The sequence below is a fragment of the Sulfurimonas sp. genome (genome assembly GCF_026196735.1).
GTDB lineage: Bacteria > Campylobacterota > Campylobacteria > Campylobacterales > Sulfurimonadaceae > Sulfurimonas.
Genome location: NZ_JAPHUF010000012.1, coordinates 1 through 17,830, shown reverse-complemented (window position 1 = coordinate 17,830; position 17,830 = coordinate 1). Strand labels below are relative to the sequence as shown.

Below are 17,830 nucleotides of genomic sequence, written 5' to 3'. Positions count from 1 at the left end.
GCATCTCCTGTTTATTCTTTTTCTTTAGACTCTTGCATTCTTTTTAGTTTCATTTTTCTTTTAGCTAGCTCACGCATATCAACCGTTGTATCACTCTCATCAACTATCTCAACGCCAAGTATTGTCTCAACACAATCTTCTAGTGTAAGAATTCCCTCTGTTTGATCATAATTGTCTTTAACTAAAAACATATGATCTTTTTTATATATAAACAAATCAAGTGCTTTTGAAACTGGAATATTTTCATTTATAGAAAAGATGTCTTTTTTTATAGAGCCTATGCTGACACTATCGTCCAGCAGAGCTTGTTTAAATATCTTTTTTGTTAATACTAAACCTGTAACATTCTCTATACTTCCCTTATAAAGAGGTATACGAGAAAATCTAAATATACCATCTTTTGTTTCTATAATTTCTTTTACGCTCATTGTCTCATCAAGCGCAAAAACAACACTTCTAGGAGTAAGTATTTCACCAACTTTTATGTTATTTAGATTTAAAATATTTTCTATTACATCTGACTCTTTCTCATCAATAATACCATCATCTTCGCTTAGAAGCATGCTGTGTAGCAACTCCTCTTTGGTTAAAGTATGAGAGTCTTGCTTACCTTTTGATATCTTGTCTGTCACAAAAAGAGTTGTAAGAATAATCGGATATGTTATCCATATAAAAACTCTTATAAACTGAGCTGCCATCGGAGCTAATTGTTTCCAATATATTGCACCTATTGTCTTTGGAATTATTTCCGATAAAAATAAAATTGCAAATGTTAAAACAACCGATACATAAACAACTGCTTCATTTCCAAATAATATAGAAGCTTGTGCACCAACAGCTGCAGCACCTAAAGTGTTTGCAATGGTATTTAAAATCAAAATAGAAGCTATTGATTTATTTATATTTTGTTTATGTAGCTTTAAAAGTTTACCAATTGTCGGTCTCTCTTTTTCTAATACGGCAACATATGACATGTTGACAGATAAAAGAACAGCCTCTAAAATCGAACACAAAAACGATACACCAACCGACAATACGAAAAACAGTATTAATAAATCCAAGTTTTACAAATTCCTTATAATAAAATATATGTTGCTAAGGCTAGAAAACTAAAAAAGCCCACAACATCTGTAACGGTAGTCAATATAACTGTACTACCAATAGCCGGATCAATATCCATTCTTTTTAAAAAGAGTGGTATTGCCGCACCAAAAAAGCCGGCTGCTAAAAGGTTTATAAGCATACTTAGTGCTATTACAACACCCAGCATATTCATATTAAACCATATTGCAGCTACTGCTCCCATTATTATAGCAAAGAAGACTCCATTCATTAAGGAGATTATAACCTCTTTTTTAATAATTCTCATTGCGTCACCTTGAGATATATCTCCAAGTGCCAACTGTCTAACAACAACTGTTAGACTTTGCGTTCCTGCATTACCTCCCATGGAAGCAACAATCGGCATAAGTACTGCAAGTGCAACCATACTTTCTATGGTATTTGAAAATAAGCCTATGACTATAGAAGCAAATATAGCCGTAAAAAGATTTATACTTAACCATGAAGCTCTTTTTTTTCCTGCTTTTAATACCTCATCATCATCTTCAGCTTCATCATCAACACCGGCAAGATTATACATCTGTTCCGTTGCTTGTTCGTTAATAATATCATAAATATCATCCGAAGTTATACGACCAACTAAGACACCATAAGCATTTACAATCGGCATTACAGAGAGATCATACTCTTCAAAGTAGTGAACTACATCTCGAATATCTTCCCTGTCTTCGGCTTTTTTTGGCTCAAAGCTGTCTTCACTCTGTTGTATATTCTCAAACAATGTTTTATCAAAATCAAATACAAGCAGGTCATCCAAACCAACAGTAAAACGAAGTTTGTTCCCCTCCTCCACAATAAAGAGATTTTGAATATTTTCTATGGTTTTAGCTTTTCTAAGTTCTCCAAACCTCTTAATTACATCATGTACAACTTCCTCTTTGCCTGCTGTAAAAACTTCAAGCTGCATATATGCACCAGCTTCATCTTCATCATAAGTTTGAAGTCTTGTAATCTCTTGTTTGTCTTCTTCATCAAGTGTGTCAAAAACCTCTGATGCGATATTTTCATCAACTTCTCCGAGTTCATTCATAAAATCAACTTGATCGTCAGACTCAAGTTCGGTAACTGCATGACTAAGCTCATCTACGCTTAGATTTTCTACAACATCATCAAAATATCTATCAGGAAGAGCAAGAGCAACATCACCAATAAGGTCTTTAGGTACAAGCTTTAAAGCATCAACAAATTCTTTATCATCTAGTTGCTTTAATATCTTGGCTATATCTGATGGGTGAATTTCACTTAACTCATGAAAATTTAAATATTCTTCTAGTTTATGCATGAGCGAATTATACCAAAGTTACAGTTGTGATTTGCTAGAATGAAGCTTTAATCAAAATATCAACTTGATCACGAAAGCTTAGCACTCCATCAATTGTATAATTATTTTTTGTATCTGTTGCAGTAGTATATTTTTCATAATTAAACCTTTTTAAATATAAATAAATATAATAATATCACATTTCTAGTTAATAGAAAAATTTTCAATAGCAGCTTTTAATGCTTCTTTTGTTGATATATAGGAAATATTATCTATTTTAGAATCTTTTATATGAACAAGAGTAACTTTTTTCTTTTTACTTGGAACTACAGTATGAAACTTATCTTCATAATGTAAGTAGATAGGGTGTTTAAACTTTCTAAGCTTAGGCAGAGCAAACATATTTGTAAGAAATTTTGGCGTATCATGGATATCTGCTATAAATATTGAATTGTTTTTTTGTAAATAAAATGAATCTTTAGTATTTAAATACTCATTTACCAAAATCCCTGTATCTTTTTCAAAGGCAACAATAACAAGAGATACTGTTTTGGGAATTTTTACCTCGCGACCATTTGGAGTTTCATATTTAAAACTGTTTAACTGACTTAATTTGGAACCTACATGTAAAGTCTCTGCACTTAATGCACAAACACATAAACTTAAAAATACTAAAAATATTTTCATTCTATTTTTCCTTTGATGAAAAATATTATACTCTCTCACTGTTAATTAACTGCTACAACAAGCAGCTCATTTTGGTCTATAAAAAAACATCATAATTTTCAGTAACATAATATTTGAATTATTGTTTATTAGTAATGATTTATAAACAAATATTAAGCAAATAAAATCTACAATCTAGTTATCTTAAATTTAAGGAAAGTTATATGAAAAAGATTTTAGTAAGCGCAGTAGCAATCTTAGCCCTTAGCACGACAGCAATGGCAGAGGTTAATAATCAAACAGGTTGTGGGCTTGGTTCACAAGTAATTAAGAGTGCTGATACTGCTGTATTATACGCTTTACAAGCTACTACTAACGGTACATCTGGTAATCAAACTTTTGGTATCACTTCTGGAACTTCTGGCTGTGAAAAAACTAAATTTGTTATGAATGAAAGAGCTCAAGAGTTCGTAGCATCTAATATGGATCAACTTGCAAAAGAGATTGCAAAAGGTCACGGTGAATCTATTGAAACATTAGCTGAACTTTTAAATATTGAAGATAAAGCTACTTTTTCTGCTTCACTTCAAGAAAACTACAATAGCATCTATACTAGTAAAGATGCAAAAATGGCTGATGTATTAGATAATATTTCAACTGTTTCTCTATAACAACCTTTAAACTAAGCGAATTTTTTCGTTTAGTTTATTACAATATCTCTCATACTACTATCTAGGAAATTTCCATTTTAAATAAATCATTTATAATACTCATTTTTTTCATTACTTTTTTAAATGCTTCATCACAAGAGTATCAACAAAAGGCTGATAAATTGAATTTATCACAAACAAGATACTGGAATCTTCTACTGCACATGAACAATGGCAAGAGTGAGATTGACGACCCTAGATTCTTTTTTGCAAAAGACGGTAAAACCAACGCTAAGGCTGAATTAAACGCAACTATTGACGCTTTATTTAATGAAACAACATATGACGATAATTCTACTGCCTGTAGATTTCCAGCTAGAAAAGCTTGGCTTGAGCAAGAACTACAAATAACAAATTTTCCAAATGTAGAGTGCAAAGAGTACAATAAGATTTTAGATAGACTTGACCCAAAATCAGCTACTCTTGTATTTCCATCTGCACATATCAATTCCCCTGCATCAATGTTTGGTCATACATTTTTACGCATTAATTCCGGATATGATTCTAAACTATTATCTTATGCGATTAACTATGCAGCAGATGCAAATCCAGACAAAGAAAACGGTGTAATTTTTGCAATCAAGGGCTTAATTGGCGGTTACTATGGAATGTACTCTTTACTGCCCTACTACGAGAAACTAAAAGAATACAGAGACACGGAAAAAAGAGATATATGGGAATATGATTTAGATTTAAATCAAGAAGAAGTATTAAAAATGGTAAGACATATTTGGGAACTTAACGGAACTCATTCTTATTACTACTTTTTTACTGAAAATTGCTCATACAATATGCTATGGTTGATTGAAATAGCAAGACCATCCATTCATCTAAGAGAATATTTTAATTACCAAGTAATCCCGCTTGAAACTGTACATGCGGCAAAATTAGAAAACATTTTAAAAGCTAATAATTACAGAGCTTCCAAAAGAACTATTTTACTAGAATATGAAACGCTGATAAATGAAGAATATATGCAAATACCCTCCAAATTAATAAACTCAAAAATTTCTATACAAAGTGTCGTAGACAGCCCAAGCATAGATTCTCAACAAAAAATGTATATTTTAGAAGCAGCAGTAGAATTTCTAGAATACTCCTTTGCTAAAAATGAGATGAACAAGGATGAGTTCTTAGAACTTTTTCATAACCTTTCTAAAGCCAGAGCATCTCTTGGTGAAGGTAAAAGATTAGATATTGCTACACCTCCTAATCCAATAGAGAGTCATAGGGGTGTTAGAGCTACTGCGGGCTTTGGATTTAGGGAAAATGAAGCGATTGGTTTTTTAGGAATCAGACCGGCTTATCATAATCTAAAAGATAGCAATTATGGGTTTTTAAGAGGTACACAAATAGAGTTTATGAATTTTGAGTTGTCATATACAGATGATGAAATAAAAGTAGAAGACGCAACCATTCTTTCAATAGCCTCTATCGCTCAAAGAAGCGAATTTTTTGACAATATATCTTGGAGAACAAAATTTGGATGGGACAGAAACTATCTTGATAATGGCACTAACTTTATTGGTACCGTAGGAATAGGTTTGAGTTGGGGAAATAAACTTGGTTATATTTATGCAATGGCTGACCCACTATTTTATCTTGATGGAAACATAAGGTCTGCAATTGGCACGAGTATCGGCATAGTATTTGATAAGTATAATCATATGAGTACAAATTTTGAAGCTACAAGACGATGGTATGATACAGGTGACCAACAGTGGCTTATAGAATTGACACAGAGTCTAAGAATCTCACAAAATACACAATTACAATTTAATTACACTTATAAAGATAGGTATAAAATTAATAATTTAAATAAAGAACAAACATATAAACTTAATTTTAACTACTATTTTTAGTATTATAATTATCAATATATTGTACAAGTTATAATAAGTTTTATGTTATTATTAACCCACAAATAAAAAGGCTTTGTATGAAAAGTATAAAATTAATTGTTAGTTTAATTCTTGTAGTCATTATGTTTTCTGGTTTTTGGGATGCAAAAAGTAAAAAAGAGATAAGACAAGAAAATAGAGAGGCTAGAAAAGAGCGTCTACAAACAAATAACGAAACATTAAAGCTGCTGTATAAATATGCTCCAGAAGCAAGAGAGATGCTTTTAAGATCTTATGGATATGCAACATTTGCCAACTTTGGAGTAAATCTTGTTCTGTTTTCAGCAGAAGGCGGCAAAGGTGTAGCACACAATAACAAAACCGGTCAAAATATTTATATGAATATGGCTTCAGGCGGGCTAGGTCTTGGACTTGGTGTAAAAGATTTTAGAGCTGTATTTCTTTTCAGAGATAGAAAAGCTTTTAAAACATTTGTGCAATCGGGCTGGGAAGCTAATGCTCAAGCGGATGCTGCTGCCAAAGCCGGAAAAAGTGGTGGGGCTATAAATGCCGCCATTACTGTTGCTCCGGGAATAAGACTATACAAATTAACACAAAATGGTCTTGCCATACAAGCAACGATTCAAGGAACTAAATACTGGAAAGATGAAGATTTAAATTAATTTATTTTAACTCCATAATATACCCATTAGATATTTTTTTCAAAGAATATCTATAAGGCCCATCAAGTTCTATAACAGCTCTGTAATACCCTTTATGACTTCCTATTCTTACAGCTTTAAATATATCTTTAGGATATTTTTTTACATAACTTCTTATATCTATTTCTCTTTTAAAATCTACAACTATCCTATGTGGATTAACTAGCAAAAAGTTTCTTATCATTTCATCATCAGTAACTATTTTAAGGCTTTTATCCGATGAGTAAAGCTTAAAATTCTTTATAGATGCAATATTTTTATACATCGACTCATCTGCAATAATTTTTTTACTTATTTGTTTTTCTGCAAGAGGTTTATCTGCTACCTGCGTTTCACCGTAACTTTGAGAAATAAATATAGGTAGATGCCAATCTACCGCATTATCAAGTTCTATACTTTTGCTCTCAAGTGAGCCATCAAGATTTTTAAACTCTATAGTAACTTTTTGAAGTATTCTTGCTTGAGCAGGCAAAGTAATAGTTGCTCTTTTTAGTGGCTCTTTGTCTCTATTTTCATTTGAAGTAAAAGGAGTCTCTTTTTCACCAACAGATGGGAAAAATGGATTTTCACGAGCATCCAGCGTAAGAAGTAAAGTAAAAAATATCAATAAAGTCTTAGTCAAGATTATTCCTAGTATTATTTGTAAGTATTATATCAAGTTTAACTAGTATCTCAAAATAGTTTATTTACTTTACGATTAAGCTACTTTGCAGTTATCTCTTTTAGTTCAAAATACTCTCTTTGAAGCTCTGCATTTTCACCTTTTAATCTATGTATCTCACTTTGTAAATACTCTTCATAATCCTGCAATCCTAAAAAAATCTCTACTGAGTTGGTACCATACAAAAGTATGCCAAGGTAAACACCAACTGCTAAAACTATAATAGTTAAAGTAAAAAACTTAACAAGTGATAGACCTAAATACTTTTGAGTTATACTCTGAGTATCATCTATCCCCTCAAAAAGTTCTTCATCTTTCATAAATGATTCTTATTTAAAAAGAGCCAAACCCAGATATTCGCCGTAAGCAACTTCATTTTCTATCTCTAATAGACGATTATATTTAGCAGTTCTCTCTCCACGAGCAGTAGAACCTGTTTTGATTTGACCACAATTTAGTGCAACTGCAAAGTCAGCGATAAAAGCATCTTCGCTCTCACCTGAACGGTGACTCATCACACAAGTATAGCCGTTTCTCTGAGCAAGGCGAACAGTAAGCATAGTCTCACTTACTGAGCCAATTTGATTTGGCTTGATAAGAATAGAGTTAGCGATACCTTTTACAATGCCTTCATTTAAAATGTTAACATTTGTAACAAATAGATCATCACCAACAAGCTGAACTTTATCAGCTAGCTTTTGAGTCAAAACTTTCCAACCATCCCAGTCATCTTCACTAAGTCCATCTTCAATAGATACAATTGGATATTTAGAACATAAATCAACATAATAGTTTGCTAGTTCTTCAGAAGTTACAGTACGGTTTTCAGAATCAAGTCTATAGCCGCCATCAACAACTAACTCTGATGCAGCTACATCAAGTGCAATTGCTATCTGTTCGCCAGGCTTATAACCTGCTTTTTCAATAGCTTGCATTATTACTTGAATCGGCTCTTCATTTGAGCTTAAATCCGGTGCAAAACCACCCTCGTCACCAAGTGCAGTATTGTGTTTTTGATCTTTTAATATAGATTTTAAATTGTGGTAAACTTCAGCAGATGCGCGTAATCCTTCTGTAAAATCTTCAAAACCAACAGGCACAATCATATACTCTTGAAAATCTACAGAGTTATCAGCGTGTGAGCCACCGTTGATAATGTTAAGCATTGGAGTAGGGATAACCATAGCGTTAGCTCCACCTAAGTAGCGATAAAGAGGAATATCTAAGCTTTTTGCCGCTGCGCGAGCTACAGCCATTGATACTCCAAGAACAGCATTAGCGCCTAAATTACCGTAGTTCTCAGTGCCATCAAGCTCTTTCATCGCTGCATCGATTATCGCTTGATTAAATGGAGAATATCCCACAAGTGCATCTGCAATCGGACCATTTACATTTTCAACTGCTTGAAGCACTCCTTTACCCATGTAGCGGTCTCCACCATCACGAAGTTCAAGAGCTTCACGCTTACCGGTACTTGCTCCTGAAGGTACGATTGCGCTCTCTTTTGTGCCATCGCTCAATTCTACTGTTGCTTTTACGGTTGGGTTTCCTCTAGAATCCATAACTTCTATTGCACTAATGTTATCTATGAACATAAATTTGCCTTTTTTATTTTATTAATGGAATTCTATCGTTTTTTGGTTAAAGATTAGTTTAGGCTATTGGTCAGCCTCTTCTATCTCGCTTGTATCCATAGTCATAAGACTGCTCATTCCCATAGCATTTTTAATTTTTTCTTCGATTTCTTTTGCTAATTCAGGCTCTTCTTTAAATTTTTGCTTGACATTTTCACGACCTTGACCAAGTTTTGTCTCCTCATATGAGAACCAAGCGCCACTTTTATCGATGATATCAAGTTTTACACCGTAATCAACAAGTTCTCCTTCTTTGGAAATTCCCTCTCCAAACATAATGTCAAACTCTGCTTGACGAAATGGAGGTGCTACTTTATTTTTAATAACTTTTGCTTTTACACGGTTACCGATTTGACTCTCTCCTTGTTTTAGAGATGCTATTCTTCTAACATCTATACGAACAGATGCATAAAATTTTAGTGCATTACCGCCTGTAGTAGTCTCTGGAGAACCATAACCCATCATGCCGATTTTCATACGAATCTGATTGATAAAAATGACAGTACAGTTCATCTTGCTAATAACACCCGTTAGTTTACGAAGTGCCTTTGACATAAGTCTCGCTTGAACACCGACATTTTGGTCAGACATCTCGCCTTCAATTTCTGATTTTGGTGTAAGCGCAGCAACTGAATCTATAACTATCAAATCAATTGCACCGCTTCTTGCGATTGTTTCAACTATATCTAAGGCTTGCTCACCATAGTCAGGCTGAGAAACAAGTAGGTTCTCAACATCTACTCCCAAATTTTTAGCATAAACTACATCAAGAGCATGCTCGGCATCTATAAATGCGCAAACACCGCCTTTTTTTTGACATTCGGCCGTTATTTGAAGAGCTAGAGTTGTTTTACCTGAACTCTCAGGTCCATATATCTCAACAACTCTTCCTTGTGGAATGCCTCCTATACCGAGCGCTAAGTCAAGTCCAAGAGAACCCGTGCTGATTGACTGAATTGATTCTATATCTTTATCTCCGAGTCTCATAAGAGCACCCTTGCCGAATGTCTTATCAATCTGCTTCATTGCCAAGTCTAATGATTTTTGTTTATTTGCGTCCATCTTTGGCTCACTTATATTAAATTTGAAGATATTGTATGTCAATTTTATTTTATTTATAAAAAATATTGCAAATTGTCATATTTTTTTATTAATTTCTTTTATACAAAAACTTATTTGTAAATTAGTAGGATTTTATCCATATTTGGTTAAAATCTCTCTTATGAAAAAAACATTGATTGCACACTCACCAGACGCTGATGATATATTTATGTACTATGCCATTAAGTTTGGCTGGGTAGATATGAAAGATACAAAATTTGACAATATTGCTGAAGATATTCAAACTCTAAATGAAAAAGCATTACGAGGCGAGTATGAAATAGTTGCGATAAGTTTTGCTCTTTATCCGCATATAAGAGATGATTATGCACCTCTTCGTACTGCAGTGAGTTTTGGTGAAGGTTATGGACCTAAAGTCATCAAGAAAAAAGGTGTTAAGCTCAAGCGTAACTTCAAAGTTGCTCTTAGTGGTGAACACACTACAAATGCCATGCTATTTCGCATAGCTTTCCCTGATGCAAGAGTTACCTATATGAACTTCTTGGAAATTGAACAGGCTGTTCTTGATGGAGTTGTTGATGCAGGTGTTTTAATACATGAGTCTATTTTAACTTATGATTCAGAGCTTGAAGTAGAGCGAGAGATGTGGGATATCTGGCAAGAATTAGCAGGAAAAGAGTTACCTCTTCCTCTTGGCGGTATGGCAATCAGCCGCTCAATTGCACTAAATAAAGCTATAGAGTATGAAGAAACTCTGACAAAAGCTGTTCAAGTTGCACGAGACCATAAAAATAAACTCTCACAGATGCTTATTGAGAGAGATTTAGTCCGTATTGATGCCGCTACACTTGATAAGTATCTTGAACTCTATGCAAATGATGAGTCAATAACTCTAAGTGATATTCAATACAAAGCTATCAACAAACTGTTTGAGATTGGCTATAAACATGGCTTTTATGATACACTTGTAAAGGTTGAAGATTTTATGATACCAACCCAATATAAGCAACTAAGAGATTCTTAATGGAAGCAAAACTCATCTCGCTCGGAATTGAAACATTTAAAATAGCTCTTTTGTTAGCACTTCCCGGTCTGTTAACGGGTATGTTTTTAGGTTTGGCAGTTAGTATTTTTCAAGCAACTACACAAATCAATGAGATGACTCTGAGTTTTATTCCCAAGATTATCGGTGTTGTCGTTGTAATTATCTTGACTATGCCATGGATGCTCAATGCCATGACAGATTTTTCAGTAAATGTGTTTAACATGATTCCAACCTTTGTAGAGTGATGAAAACAAAAAGTATTAACTTCTCAAAATTTTCATCTTTTAAAATTGGTCCTACACTCGATGTAACTCTCCTAGAAGATTGTGAAAACCTCCCTGAAAAATTTTATCTTATTGGTTCTTGCAATAATATCTTGATGGGAACAAACCCTCCTCCACTTTTAAAACTAGATAAAAAATATGACTATATTAAAATAGAAAATAAAGCTCTTAAAATCGGCGGCTCTACTCCATCTGGAAAAATCGCTTCATTTTGTAAAAAACACAATATAGCTAACTTTGAATTTATCTCTCATCTGCCAGGAACACTCGGTGGTCTTGTTTTTATGAATGCGGGATTAAAAGAATATGAGATATTTAATAATCTTATCTCCATATCTACATGTAGTGGTGAGTTGAACAAAGAGGATATAAATTTTAGATACAGATACACGGATATAAAAAGCCCCATTCTAGAAGCAACTTTTAAACTAGAATATGGCTTTGATACACAAAATGTAGAGATATTTAAAAAGATGCGTTCTAACCAGCCAAGTACACCAAGTGCAGGAAGCTGTTTTAAAAACCCCGAGGGGGATTATGCCGGCAGACTTATAGAAGAGGTCGGACTAAAAGGTGTTATGCGAGGCAATATGTGCTTCAGTCAAGAACATGCAAACTTTTTAGTAAACAATGGTGAGGGAAATTTTGAAGATGCCGTGTATCTAATACAAGAGGCTCAAAGAAGAGTTTACGAGAAATTTAATATTTGGTTGGAGTGTGAAATAGCAGTTTTAGATCTGAGATATATGGGTAAGAATTCACCGCTTTTAAAACCCCACAAGAATTGAACAGAGTATTTAAATGCGACTAGTCGCATGAGCCGTCTGCTGAAGACAACTTAGCGTTAGCGTAGCTTATCGGGCTTTTGCTCGAAAAGCGTACAAACTTATATAGGTAAGACTCTAATTTTTTTAGATAGTTTCTCTTTAAGAGTTGATTCTATCGCATAAAGTGTACCTGTTGAAGAAGAAGCACATCCATTACATGCACCTAAATATCTGATATAAACATCGATATACTCATCGCTTGTTTTAACATCGATAACTTCCATATCTCCACCATCCATAACTAGAAATTGACGAATAGATTCATCAATCTCAGCATCAATAGCTTTAATCTGCTGAACAAGCGTCATATCTTCAAATGAAGCACTTCCGCCGGCATCAGCTGCGGCTTTCATTTTTTCTTCATCCATTTCACGACGAGTATCAGCTAAGATATCAACTAGATAGTATTCTCTTTGTTCGTGTCCGCCTGGTTTGATACAAGACTTACAAAAACCACCGGCTTTAGTGTAGTCGGTAATCTGTTCAATAGTTGTTAAGTCATTAAGACGGATTACCTCTTGAAGTGTACTCAAGCTTACACGAGCACATTCACAAACTATAATCTCTTCTTCAAAGCTCTCAGCATCAACACCCATGTAAAGTCCTGCAGCTTTTTTGATAACATCATAAGCCATAACCGAACAGTGCATTTTTTGAGGTGGAACCGCTGGAGTATCCGGATCATCACGAAGAGCAAACTCAACATCAATATTTGTTATTTTAACAGCTTCTTGAACTGTTTTACCGATACAAAGTTGAGTCATAACATCAGAAGATGCGATAGCCGTACCACAACCAAAACTTTTAAATTTTGAATCTACGATAATGTCTGTTTTTGGGTCAATTTCCCAGTAAAGACGAACTGCATCACCACAAGACTCTGCACCGAAATCAGCAACAATAAGTTTGTTGCCGCGCTCCTGGGCCTCCGCTTCAAAGATTTCACCTTGATGTTGAGGATTATTCATAAGAGTTGTTACTTTATTTGAGTAAGCGTCCCAAAGTGAACCGCCTAATAAATTATCTTTTGCCATAATATTTCCTTTTTTTATTTCATAAAATAAGGGAACCTTTCCCCTATAGTTTATTACGGTATCGGAAATAATTCCGCTACCTACGCTAACACTAGGTTCTCTTGGGCAGAGAGCCCAACGCACTTATGCGTTCTTTAGTCGCCTTAGCTATTAATGATGGTGAAGTTCACACTCTTGAACTTCTCCGCCAGCTGTTGGTTTTTGTATTGCGAAAGAGCTTGAAATTGCTCTAAGTCGTTTTACTGCATCTTTAAAGTGTGTAATCGTATAGTCTATCTCTGCGTCAGTTGTAAAACGAGAAAGGCTTAAACGAATACCTGTATGAGCTAATTCATTGTCAGCTCCGATTGCAAGCATTACAGTATTTGCTTCTAAATCTTCACTAGCACAAGCTGAACCGGTTGATGCACCGATTTGGCCATTGTTTAAGTCCCAAAGCATACCTTCACCCTCAACACCTTTTATAGATATAAGGATAGTGTTTGGTGTTCGGTTGTCACGGTCACCTACAACAAAAGTATCATTAAGTTCTAAAATAGCATCTTCTAAGCGGTCTCTTTTTGCTCTAATTTTTGCTGCTGCCTCTTCTATATTTGCAGTTGCAAGTTCAATAGCCTTACCCATTCCAACAATACCTGCAACATTTAAAGTACCTGAACGACGACCACCCATATGCTCACCGCCATGCATCAGTGGAGATAGAGCTTGAGAGTTTCTAATATAGAGTGCGCCTACACCTTTTGGTCCGTGAAATTTATGTGCTGACATTGAAATAAAGTCTACATGTAGGCTTTGAAGGTCAACTGGAATCTTACCGACAGCTTGAACAGCATCTGAGTGAAAAGGCACACCTTTTTCTTTACATATTTCACCTATTTCAGCGATAGGATTAATCATTCCCGTTTCATTTGAAGCCCACATAATAGAAACTAAAGCTGTTTTGTCAGTTATAAAACTTTTAACAGTATGAGCTTCTACTACGCCCTGCTCGTTTACCGGAAGGTATGTAACTTTTACGCCTTGCTCTTCTAAAAACTTACATGTAGAAAGAATTGACGGGTGCTCAACCTCAGTTGTAACAATATGATTTTTATCACCATTTAGTACATGGTCTATATACATAGACTGTAAAACCCAGTTGTTTGACTCTGTTGCACATGATGTAAATACTATGTCATCTGCATCTGCCGCATTTAAAGCAGTATAAACTTGATCAATTGCCTTACTGATTGCCGGATGTGAAGCCGTTCCGATTTTATGAAGCGAGTTAGGATTACCGTAGATCTCACTAAAAAATGGTAGCATTGCTTCTACAACCAACGGATCAACCATTGTTGTAGCATTATTATCTAAATAAACTTGCATATTTTTCCTCATTTTTTGAGTTATTTTAATTAAGACAATTTTTGTCTTGTTTCACTTTTGACATAATAATAGGTTTGATATTATGATAAGCTTAAATGAAGCTGTACTTATGGATTATTTAAGCTATAATTTTAATTATAACAATTTTATCTAAAAAAACAGGAATATATATGTGTAATTTTAACAAACATGATAATGATACCAAAGCATTAATCCATCTATTAATGACAAAGTCTGCTCAAACCGTAGGAGGTACAAACTTTTTACTTGGACTTTTAGAAGCTATGAAAGAAAAAAAACCTAATGCTCTCATGTTTAAAGGGTGCAAAATAGAATCCGATGAAGTTAGCATAATATGGAATAAGATAGTTTTTAAAGATAAACTAGATGTTTTAGAAAATATCATCCGCTCTCACGACAGCTCAGAAGGCTTAGACTTCAATATACTTGAAAATGACAGTGATAAAAAAAAGAAGAAAATTTTAAATATGCTAAAGACTTTAGCGCCTATAGAGTTTATTGTAACTCCTAAAAATTCAGATAATGGTGAAGGCTTTAGCTTTAAAATCTTTGAGAGCGTTCAAGATGATAATGTAAAAATAAATCCCATCTTTGCAGCTATGTTTTTTTGTTCAATAGAATATATGAAAAAAGCTCTAAAATATACTATATAAAGAAAAATTATTATGAAAAAAACATCAATATTTACAGTAATACTTTTCGCTTCAACTACCGCATTTAGCTTTGATTTTGGCTCTGTACTAAAGAGTGTAGAGAGCGCTACAACTTCAAATAGCACAACAACTTCAAAAACAGACCTTAGTGACTCTACAGTTACAAACGGTTTGAAAGAGGCTTTAAAAATTGGTGTTGATTATGGAGTCAAAGAGTTAGGCAAAAAAGATGGTTATCTTAATAACCAAATGGCAAAGATAGCTTTGCCTGGAGATTTGGCTAAGGCAGAAGGGCTTATTAGAAAAGCTGGCGGAGAGGAGATGGCTGATAATTTAATCTTATCTATGAACTCTGCTGCTACTCAAGCTGCTCCAAAAACAGCAACTATATTTATGAGTGCAATAGAAAAAATGACTCTGACTGATGCAAAAAAGATTTTAGCAGGCAATAAAGATGCTGCTACAGAATACTTTAAAGAAAACACAACAAAATCTTTACAGGAGATGATTAAACCAATTGTCAAAGAGGCTATGCAAGACAATCAAGTTGCCGTATATTATGATAAAGTCAATGAGTTTTATAACTCAAATGTTAAAGAACTTGTCAACAGCAATGGAATTATGGATATGGCAAAAGGTTTTGGGGCTGATGAGTATTTACCTTCAGGTTCTGATGAAAATCTAGATGAGTATGTAACACAAAAAGCTATAGATGGTTTATTTAAAATGATTGCAACAAAAGAATCTCAAATCAGACAAGAACCAATTGCACAAACAACATCACTTTTAAAACAAGTATTTGGCAATTAGTTTTACTAGATATTACAACTTTAAAACTTAAATGGTATAATCGCGAAATTATTTAATATATTTAAAGGTTCATTATGGCTCAAACAATAACAGAGAAAATATTCTCAGAGCATGTTGGAAAAAAAGTTTTTGCAGGGGAAATTATCCGCTCAAACATTGACATGGTTATCGGAAATGACATTACTACTCCTATCTCAATTAGTGCTTTTAATTTAAGCGGCGCTACAAAACTTGCTAATCCGGACGGTTTTTCTATTGTACTTGACCACTTTATTCCGGCAAAAGATATAGCTTCGGCTAATCAAGCTAGAATCAGTCGTGATTTTGCTAAAAAGCACAATCTTAAAAACTTTTTTGATGAAAAAGACATGGGAATCGAGCATGCACTTCTTCCAGAAAAAGGTCTTGTAGTTCCTGGTGATGTTATCATTGGTGCTGATAGTCATACATGTACTCATGGTGCACTTGGAGCATTTTCAACAGGTATGGGTTCAACAGACTTAGCTTTTGCGATGATTACAGGCGGTAACTGGTTTAAAGTCCCTGAGTCTATCAAAGTAGTTCTTAGCGGAAAACCTGGTAAATATACAACCGGAAAAGACATCATCTTGGAAATTATCCGCATGATTGGTGTTGATGGTGCACTTTATAAAACTTTAGAATTTACAGGCAGCACAATTGAGCATCTAAATATGGACGATAGATTCTCTATGTGTAACATGGCTATCGAGGCCGGTGCAAAAAGTGGAATCGTTGCTTATGATGACATCACAAAAGAATTTCTTGCTGATAAAAATCTGGCTCGAGAGCCAAGAATTCACTACTCTGATGAAGATGCTTCTTACTGCCAAATATTAGAGATTGATGTAGCAAATCTAGAGCCGGTTATAGCTTACCCATTTTTACCATCAAACGGACACTCTATAACTCAAGCAGTTAGTGACAAAATTAAGATAGACCAGGCATTTATTGGAAGTTGTACAAATGGAAGACTTGGTGATTTAAAGACTGCAGCAGATATACTCAAAGGTAAAAAAGTTCATGAAGATGTTCGTCTTATTGTAACACCTGGAACTCAAAAAATCCTACAAGAAGCTTACAAACTCGGTTATATGGATATCATCATCGATGCAGGCGGGGTTGTCAGTAATCCTACATGTGGAGCATGTCTTGGCGGATATATGGGAATACTCGGCGATGATGAAGTTGCAGTCTCAACTACTAACCGTAATTTTGTAGGTCGGATGGGAAGCCGTAGCTCAAAAGTATATTTGGCAAATTCAGCTGTTGCTGCCATCTCTGCAATCAATGGTTACATAACAGACCCTAGATAAATTAAAAAAAATATTAATATCTATAGTGGTCGTATTTTAAGATATTTATAGATAATATTCCGAATTAATAAATAACGAAGGAAACACATGAAAAAATTACTACTAATCCCAGCTCTTTTACTTGGCTCAATTGGGGTTGCACAAGAGTATAAGTATGAAATAACTCCTGTTATCGGATACAACATAGCAGAGGGCAATCTTAACCTGAAAGACCAGTTTTTAGCTGGTGCGGAATTTCAAATAAATACAGATACATTCTTAAAACCGGAATTTAGCGTACTATTTACAGATACTGACTATGAAGATTTACCTGTAAATCCAAGTACTGACATTTGGCGTTTTGCATTTAACGGTGTTCATGATTTTGATGCTATAGGTGCTTTTACTCCTCTTTTTAAAGTTGGTGTCGGTTATGAATATATGGATGAAACTTTAGCTGATAATGACAATGCTTTGTTTGTAAATGCGGGTGTTGGTGTTAAAACATTTCTAGCTGATAATCTTGCATTAAAACTTGAAGCAATATACATGAATAAAGAGTTTGATAGTAATTTTGCTGTTTTAGCGGGTGTTAGCTATGCTTTTGGACCTAAAGCGCAACAAGTACCACCTGCTCCGGTTGATGGCGATGACGATAATGACGGTGTTTTAAACTCTGTTGATCAGTGTCCAAACACGCCAGCAGGAGTAAAAGTCGATGCTTCTGGATGTAAAGTAGACGGCGATGATGACAATGACGGTGTTTTAAACTCTAAAGACAAATGTCCAAATACTCCTG

The 17,830-nt window shown here is 34.4% G+C and carries 19 protein-coding genes; 10 read left to right on the top strand and 9 right to left on the bottom strand.

From position 1 onward, the window contains the following. Positions 1 to 11: 11 nt before the first annotated feature. The 3 genes from OQK60_RS06350 to OQK60_RS06340 all read right to left on the bottom strand — a co-directional run bounded on the left by OQK60_RS06350 (position 12) and on the right by OQK60_RS06340 (position 3,070). Positions 12 to 1,061 (bottom strand): CNNM domain-containing protein, encoded by a 1,050-nt coding sequence (locus OQK60_RS06350; protein ID WP_297685253.1) that lies wholly within the window; start codon positions 1,059 to 1,061, stop codon positions 12 to 14. Between the two features lie 14 nt (positions 1,062 to 1,075). Next, positions 1,076 to 2,404 carry a magnesium transporter gene (gene mgtE / locus OQK60_RS06345; RefSeq protein ID WP_297685252.1) on the bottom strand — a complete coding sequence of 443 codons (1,329 nt, stop codon included), beginning with the start codon at positions 2,402 to 2,404 and terminating at the stop codon, positions 1,076 to 1,078. Between the two features lie 183 nt (positions 2,405 to 2,587). After that, positions 2,588 to 3,070, bottom strand: coding sequence for a hypothetical protein (locus tag OQK60_RS06340; protein WP_297685250.1), 483 nt, complete (start codon positions 3,068 to 3,070; stop codon positions 2,588 to 2,590). Positions 3,071 to 3,273: 203 nt separating this feature from the next. On the opposite strand from OQK60_RS06340, the gene OQK60_RS06335 reads away from it, so the two are divergent. From OQK60_RS06335 to OQK60_RS06325, 3 genes are all read left to right on the top strand, one after another. After that, the gene (locus tag OQK60_RS06335; protein WP_297685248.1) at positions 3,274 to 3,720 is read left to right on the top strand and encodes a DUF3015 family protein; all 447 of its coding nucleotides are present in this window, start codon (positions 3,274 to 3,276) and stop codon (positions 3,718 to 3,720) included. Between the two features lie 161 nt (positions 3,721 to 3,881). Further along, positions 3,882 to 5,621 carry a DUF4105 domain-containing protein gene (locus OQK60_RS06330; RefSeq protein ID WP_297685246.1) on the top strand — a complete coding sequence of 580 codons (1,740 nt, stop codon included), beginning with the start codon at positions 3,882 to 3,884 and terminating at the stop codon, positions 5,619 to 5,621. Between the two features lie 77 nt (positions 5,622 to 5,698). Continuing rightward, positions 5,699 to 6,283 (top strand): YSC84-related protein, encoded by a 585-nt coding sequence (locus OQK60_RS06325; protein WP_297685244.1) that lies wholly within the window; start codon positions 5,699 to 5,701, stop codon positions 6,281 to 6,283. Position 6,284: 1 nt separating this feature from the next. Here OQK60_RS06325 and OQK60_RS06320 read toward each other — a convergent pair whose 3' ends face one another. The 4 genes from OQK60_RS06320 to recA all read right to left on the bottom strand — a co-directional run bounded on the left by OQK60_RS06320 (position 6,285) and on the right by recA (position 9,679). Continuing rightward, positions 6,285 to 6,944, bottom strand: a complete 660-nt coding sequence (locus OQK60_RS06320) for an AMIN domain-containing protein (RefSeq protein ID WP_297685242.1) — start codon at positions 6,942 to 6,944, stop codon at positions 6,285 to 6,287. Positions 6,945 to 7,024: 80 nt separating this feature from the next. After that, on the bottom strand, positions 7,025 to 7,303 hold the full coding sequence (locus OQK60_RS06315; RefSeq protein ID WP_297685240.1) for a hypothetical protein: 279 nt from the start codon (positions 7,301 to 7,303) through the stop codon (positions 7,025 to 7,027). 9 nt (positions 7,304 to 7,312) lie between these two features. Then, complete coding sequence (gene eno, locus OQK60_RS06310) at positions 7,313 to 8,578, bottom strand: phosphopyruvate hydratase (RefSeq protein ID WP_297685238.1); 1,266 nt, start codon at positions 8,576 to 8,578, stop codon at positions 7,313 to 7,315. A gap of 63 nt (positions 8,579 to 8,641) precedes the next feature. Beyond that, positions 8,642 to 9,679 carry a recombinase RecA gene (gene recA / locus OQK60_RS06305; RefSeq protein ID WP_297685236.1) on the bottom strand — a complete coding sequence of 346 codons (1,038 nt, stop codon included), beginning with the start codon at positions 9,677 to 9,679 and terminating at the stop codon, positions 8,642 to 8,644. A 160-nt stretch (positions 9,680 to 9,839) separates the two neighbouring features. Here recA and OQK60_RS06300 point away from each other — a divergent pair, with 160 nt between their 5' ends. From OQK60_RS06300 to OQK60_RS06290, 3 genes are read left to right on the top strand one after another with little or no spacing between them, the layout of a single operon-like run. Continuing rightward, a complete protein-coding gene (locus OQK60_RS06300; protein ID WP_297685234.1) occupies positions 9,840 to 10,703 on the top strand; it encodes an MqnA/MqnD/SBP family protein in 864 nt (287 codons plus the stop codon). Next, positions 10,703 to 10,969, top strand: coding sequence for a flagellar biosynthesis protein FliQ (gene fliQ / locus OQK60_RS06295; RefSeq protein WP_297685232.1), 267 nt, complete (start codon positions 10,703 to 10,705; stop codon positions 10,967 to 10,969). Before OQK60_RS06300 ends, fliQ begins: the two co-directional genes overlap by 1 nt. Further along, positions 10,969 to 11,796 (top strand): UDP-N-acetylmuramate dehydrogenase, encoded by an 828-nt coding sequence (locus OQK60_RS06290; RefSeq protein ID WP_297685230.1) that lies wholly within the window; start codon positions 10,969 to 10,971, stop codon positions 11,794 to 11,796. The genes fliQ and OQK60_RS06290 overlap by 1 nt, the downstream gene beginning before the upstream one ends. 98 nt (positions 11,797 to 11,894) lie before the next feature. Here the strand turns inward: OQK60_RS06290 and OQK60_RS06285 are convergent, their stop codons facing one another. Then, complete coding sequence (locus tag OQK60_RS06285; RefSeq protein WP_297685228.1) at positions 11,895 to 12,869, bottom strand: iron-sulfur cluster assembly scaffold protein; 975 nt, start codon at positions 12,867 to 12,869, stop codon at positions 11,895 to 11,897. A gap of 150 nt (positions 12,870 to 13,019) precedes the next feature. Next, positions 13,020 to 14,234, bottom strand: a complete 1,215-nt coding sequence (locus OQK60_RS06280; RefSeq protein WP_297685226.1) for a NifS family cysteine desulfurase — start codon at positions 14,232 to 14,234, stop codon at positions 13,020 to 13,022. 170 nt (positions 14,235 to 14,404) lie between these two features. Here OQK60_RS06280 and OQK60_RS06275 point away from each other — a divergent pair, with 170 nt between their 5' ends. The 4 genes from OQK60_RS06275 to OQK60_RS06260 form a co-directional block, all read left to right on the top strand. Beyond that, entirely contained in the window at positions 14,405 to 14,908 is a 504-nt protein-coding gene (locus OQK60_RS06275; protein WP_297685224.1) for a hypothetical protein, read from the top strand. Between the two features lie 12 nt (positions 14,909 to 14,920). Further along, entirely contained in the window at positions 14,921 to 15,718 is a 798-nt protein-coding gene (locus OQK60_RS06270) for a DUF4197 domain-containing protein (protein WP_297685222.1), read from the top strand. 74 nt (positions 15,719 to 15,792) lie between these two features. Then, complete coding sequence (locus OQK60_RS06265) at positions 15,793 to 17,052, top strand: 3-isopropylmalate dehydratase large subunit (RefSeq protein WP_297685220.1); 1,260 nt, start codon at positions 15,793 to 15,795, stop codon at positions 17,050 to 17,052. A gap of 87 nt (positions 17,053 to 17,139) precedes the next feature. Then, positions 17,140 to 17,830: thrombospondin type 3 repeat-containing protein (locus OQK60_RS06260; protein WP_297685218.1), on the top strand; the 691-nt coding region annotated here is incomplete at its 3' end.

Bases quoted from the DNA above. Each gene is read 5' to 3' on its own strand.
- mgtE (WP_297685252.1), bottom strand. From the start codon at position 2,404: ATGCATAAACTAGAAGAATATTTAAATTTTCATGAGTTAAGTGAAATT.
- OQK60_RS06340 (WP_297685250.1), bottom strand. From the start codon at position 3,070: ATGAAAATATTTTTAGTATTTTTAAGTTTATGTGTTTGTGCATTAAGT.
- OQK60_RS06335 (WP_297685248.1), top strand. From the start codon at position 3,274: ATGAAAAAGATTTTAGTAAGCGCAGTAGCAATCTTAGCCCTTAGCACG.
- OQK60_RS06325 (WP_297685244.1), top strand. From the start codon at position 5,699: ATGAAAAGTATAAAATTAATTGTTAGTTTAATTCTTGTAGTCATTATG.
- OQK60_RS06315 (WP_297685240.1), bottom strand. From the start codon at position 7,303: ATGAAAGATGAAGAACTTTTTGAGGGGATAGATGATACTCAGAGTATA.
- eno (WP_297685238.1), bottom strand. From the start codon at position 8,578: ATGTTCATAGATAACATTAGTGCAATAGAAGTTATGGATTCTAGAGGA.
- recA (WP_297685236.1), bottom strand. From the start codon at position 9,679: ATGGACGCAAATAAACAAAAATCATTAGACTTGGCAATGAAGCAGATT.
- OQK60_RS06300 (WP_297685234.1), top strand. From the start codon at position 9,840: ATGAAAAAAACATTGATTGCACACTCACCAGACGCTGATGATATATTT.
- fliQ (WP_297685232.1), top strand. From the start codon at position 10,703: ATGGAAGCAAAACTCATCTCGCTCGGAATTGAAACATTTAAAATAGCT.
- OQK60_RS06290 (WP_297685230.1), top strand. From the start codon at position 10,969: ATGAAAACAAAAAGTATTAACTTCTCAAAATTTTCATCTTTTAAAATT.
- OQK60_RS06285 (WP_297685228.1), bottom strand. From the start codon at position 12,869: ATGGCAAAAGATAATTTATTAGGCGGTTCACTTTGGGACGCTTACTCA.
- OQK60_RS06280 (WP_297685226.1), bottom strand. From the start codon at position 14,234: ATGCAAGTTTATTTAGATAATAATGCTACAACAATGGTTGATCCGTTG.
- OQK60_RS06275 (WP_297685224.1), top strand. From the start codon at position 14,405: ATGTGTAATTTTAACAAACATGATAATGATACCAAAGCATTAATCCAT.
- OQK60_RS06270 (WP_297685222.1), top strand. From the start codon at position 14,921: ATGAAAAAAACATCAATATTTACAGTAATACTTTTCGCTTCAACTACC.
- OQK60_RS06265 (WP_297685220.1), top strand. From the start codon at position 15,793: ATGGCTCAAACAATAACAGAGAAAATATTCTCAGAGCATGTTGGAAAA.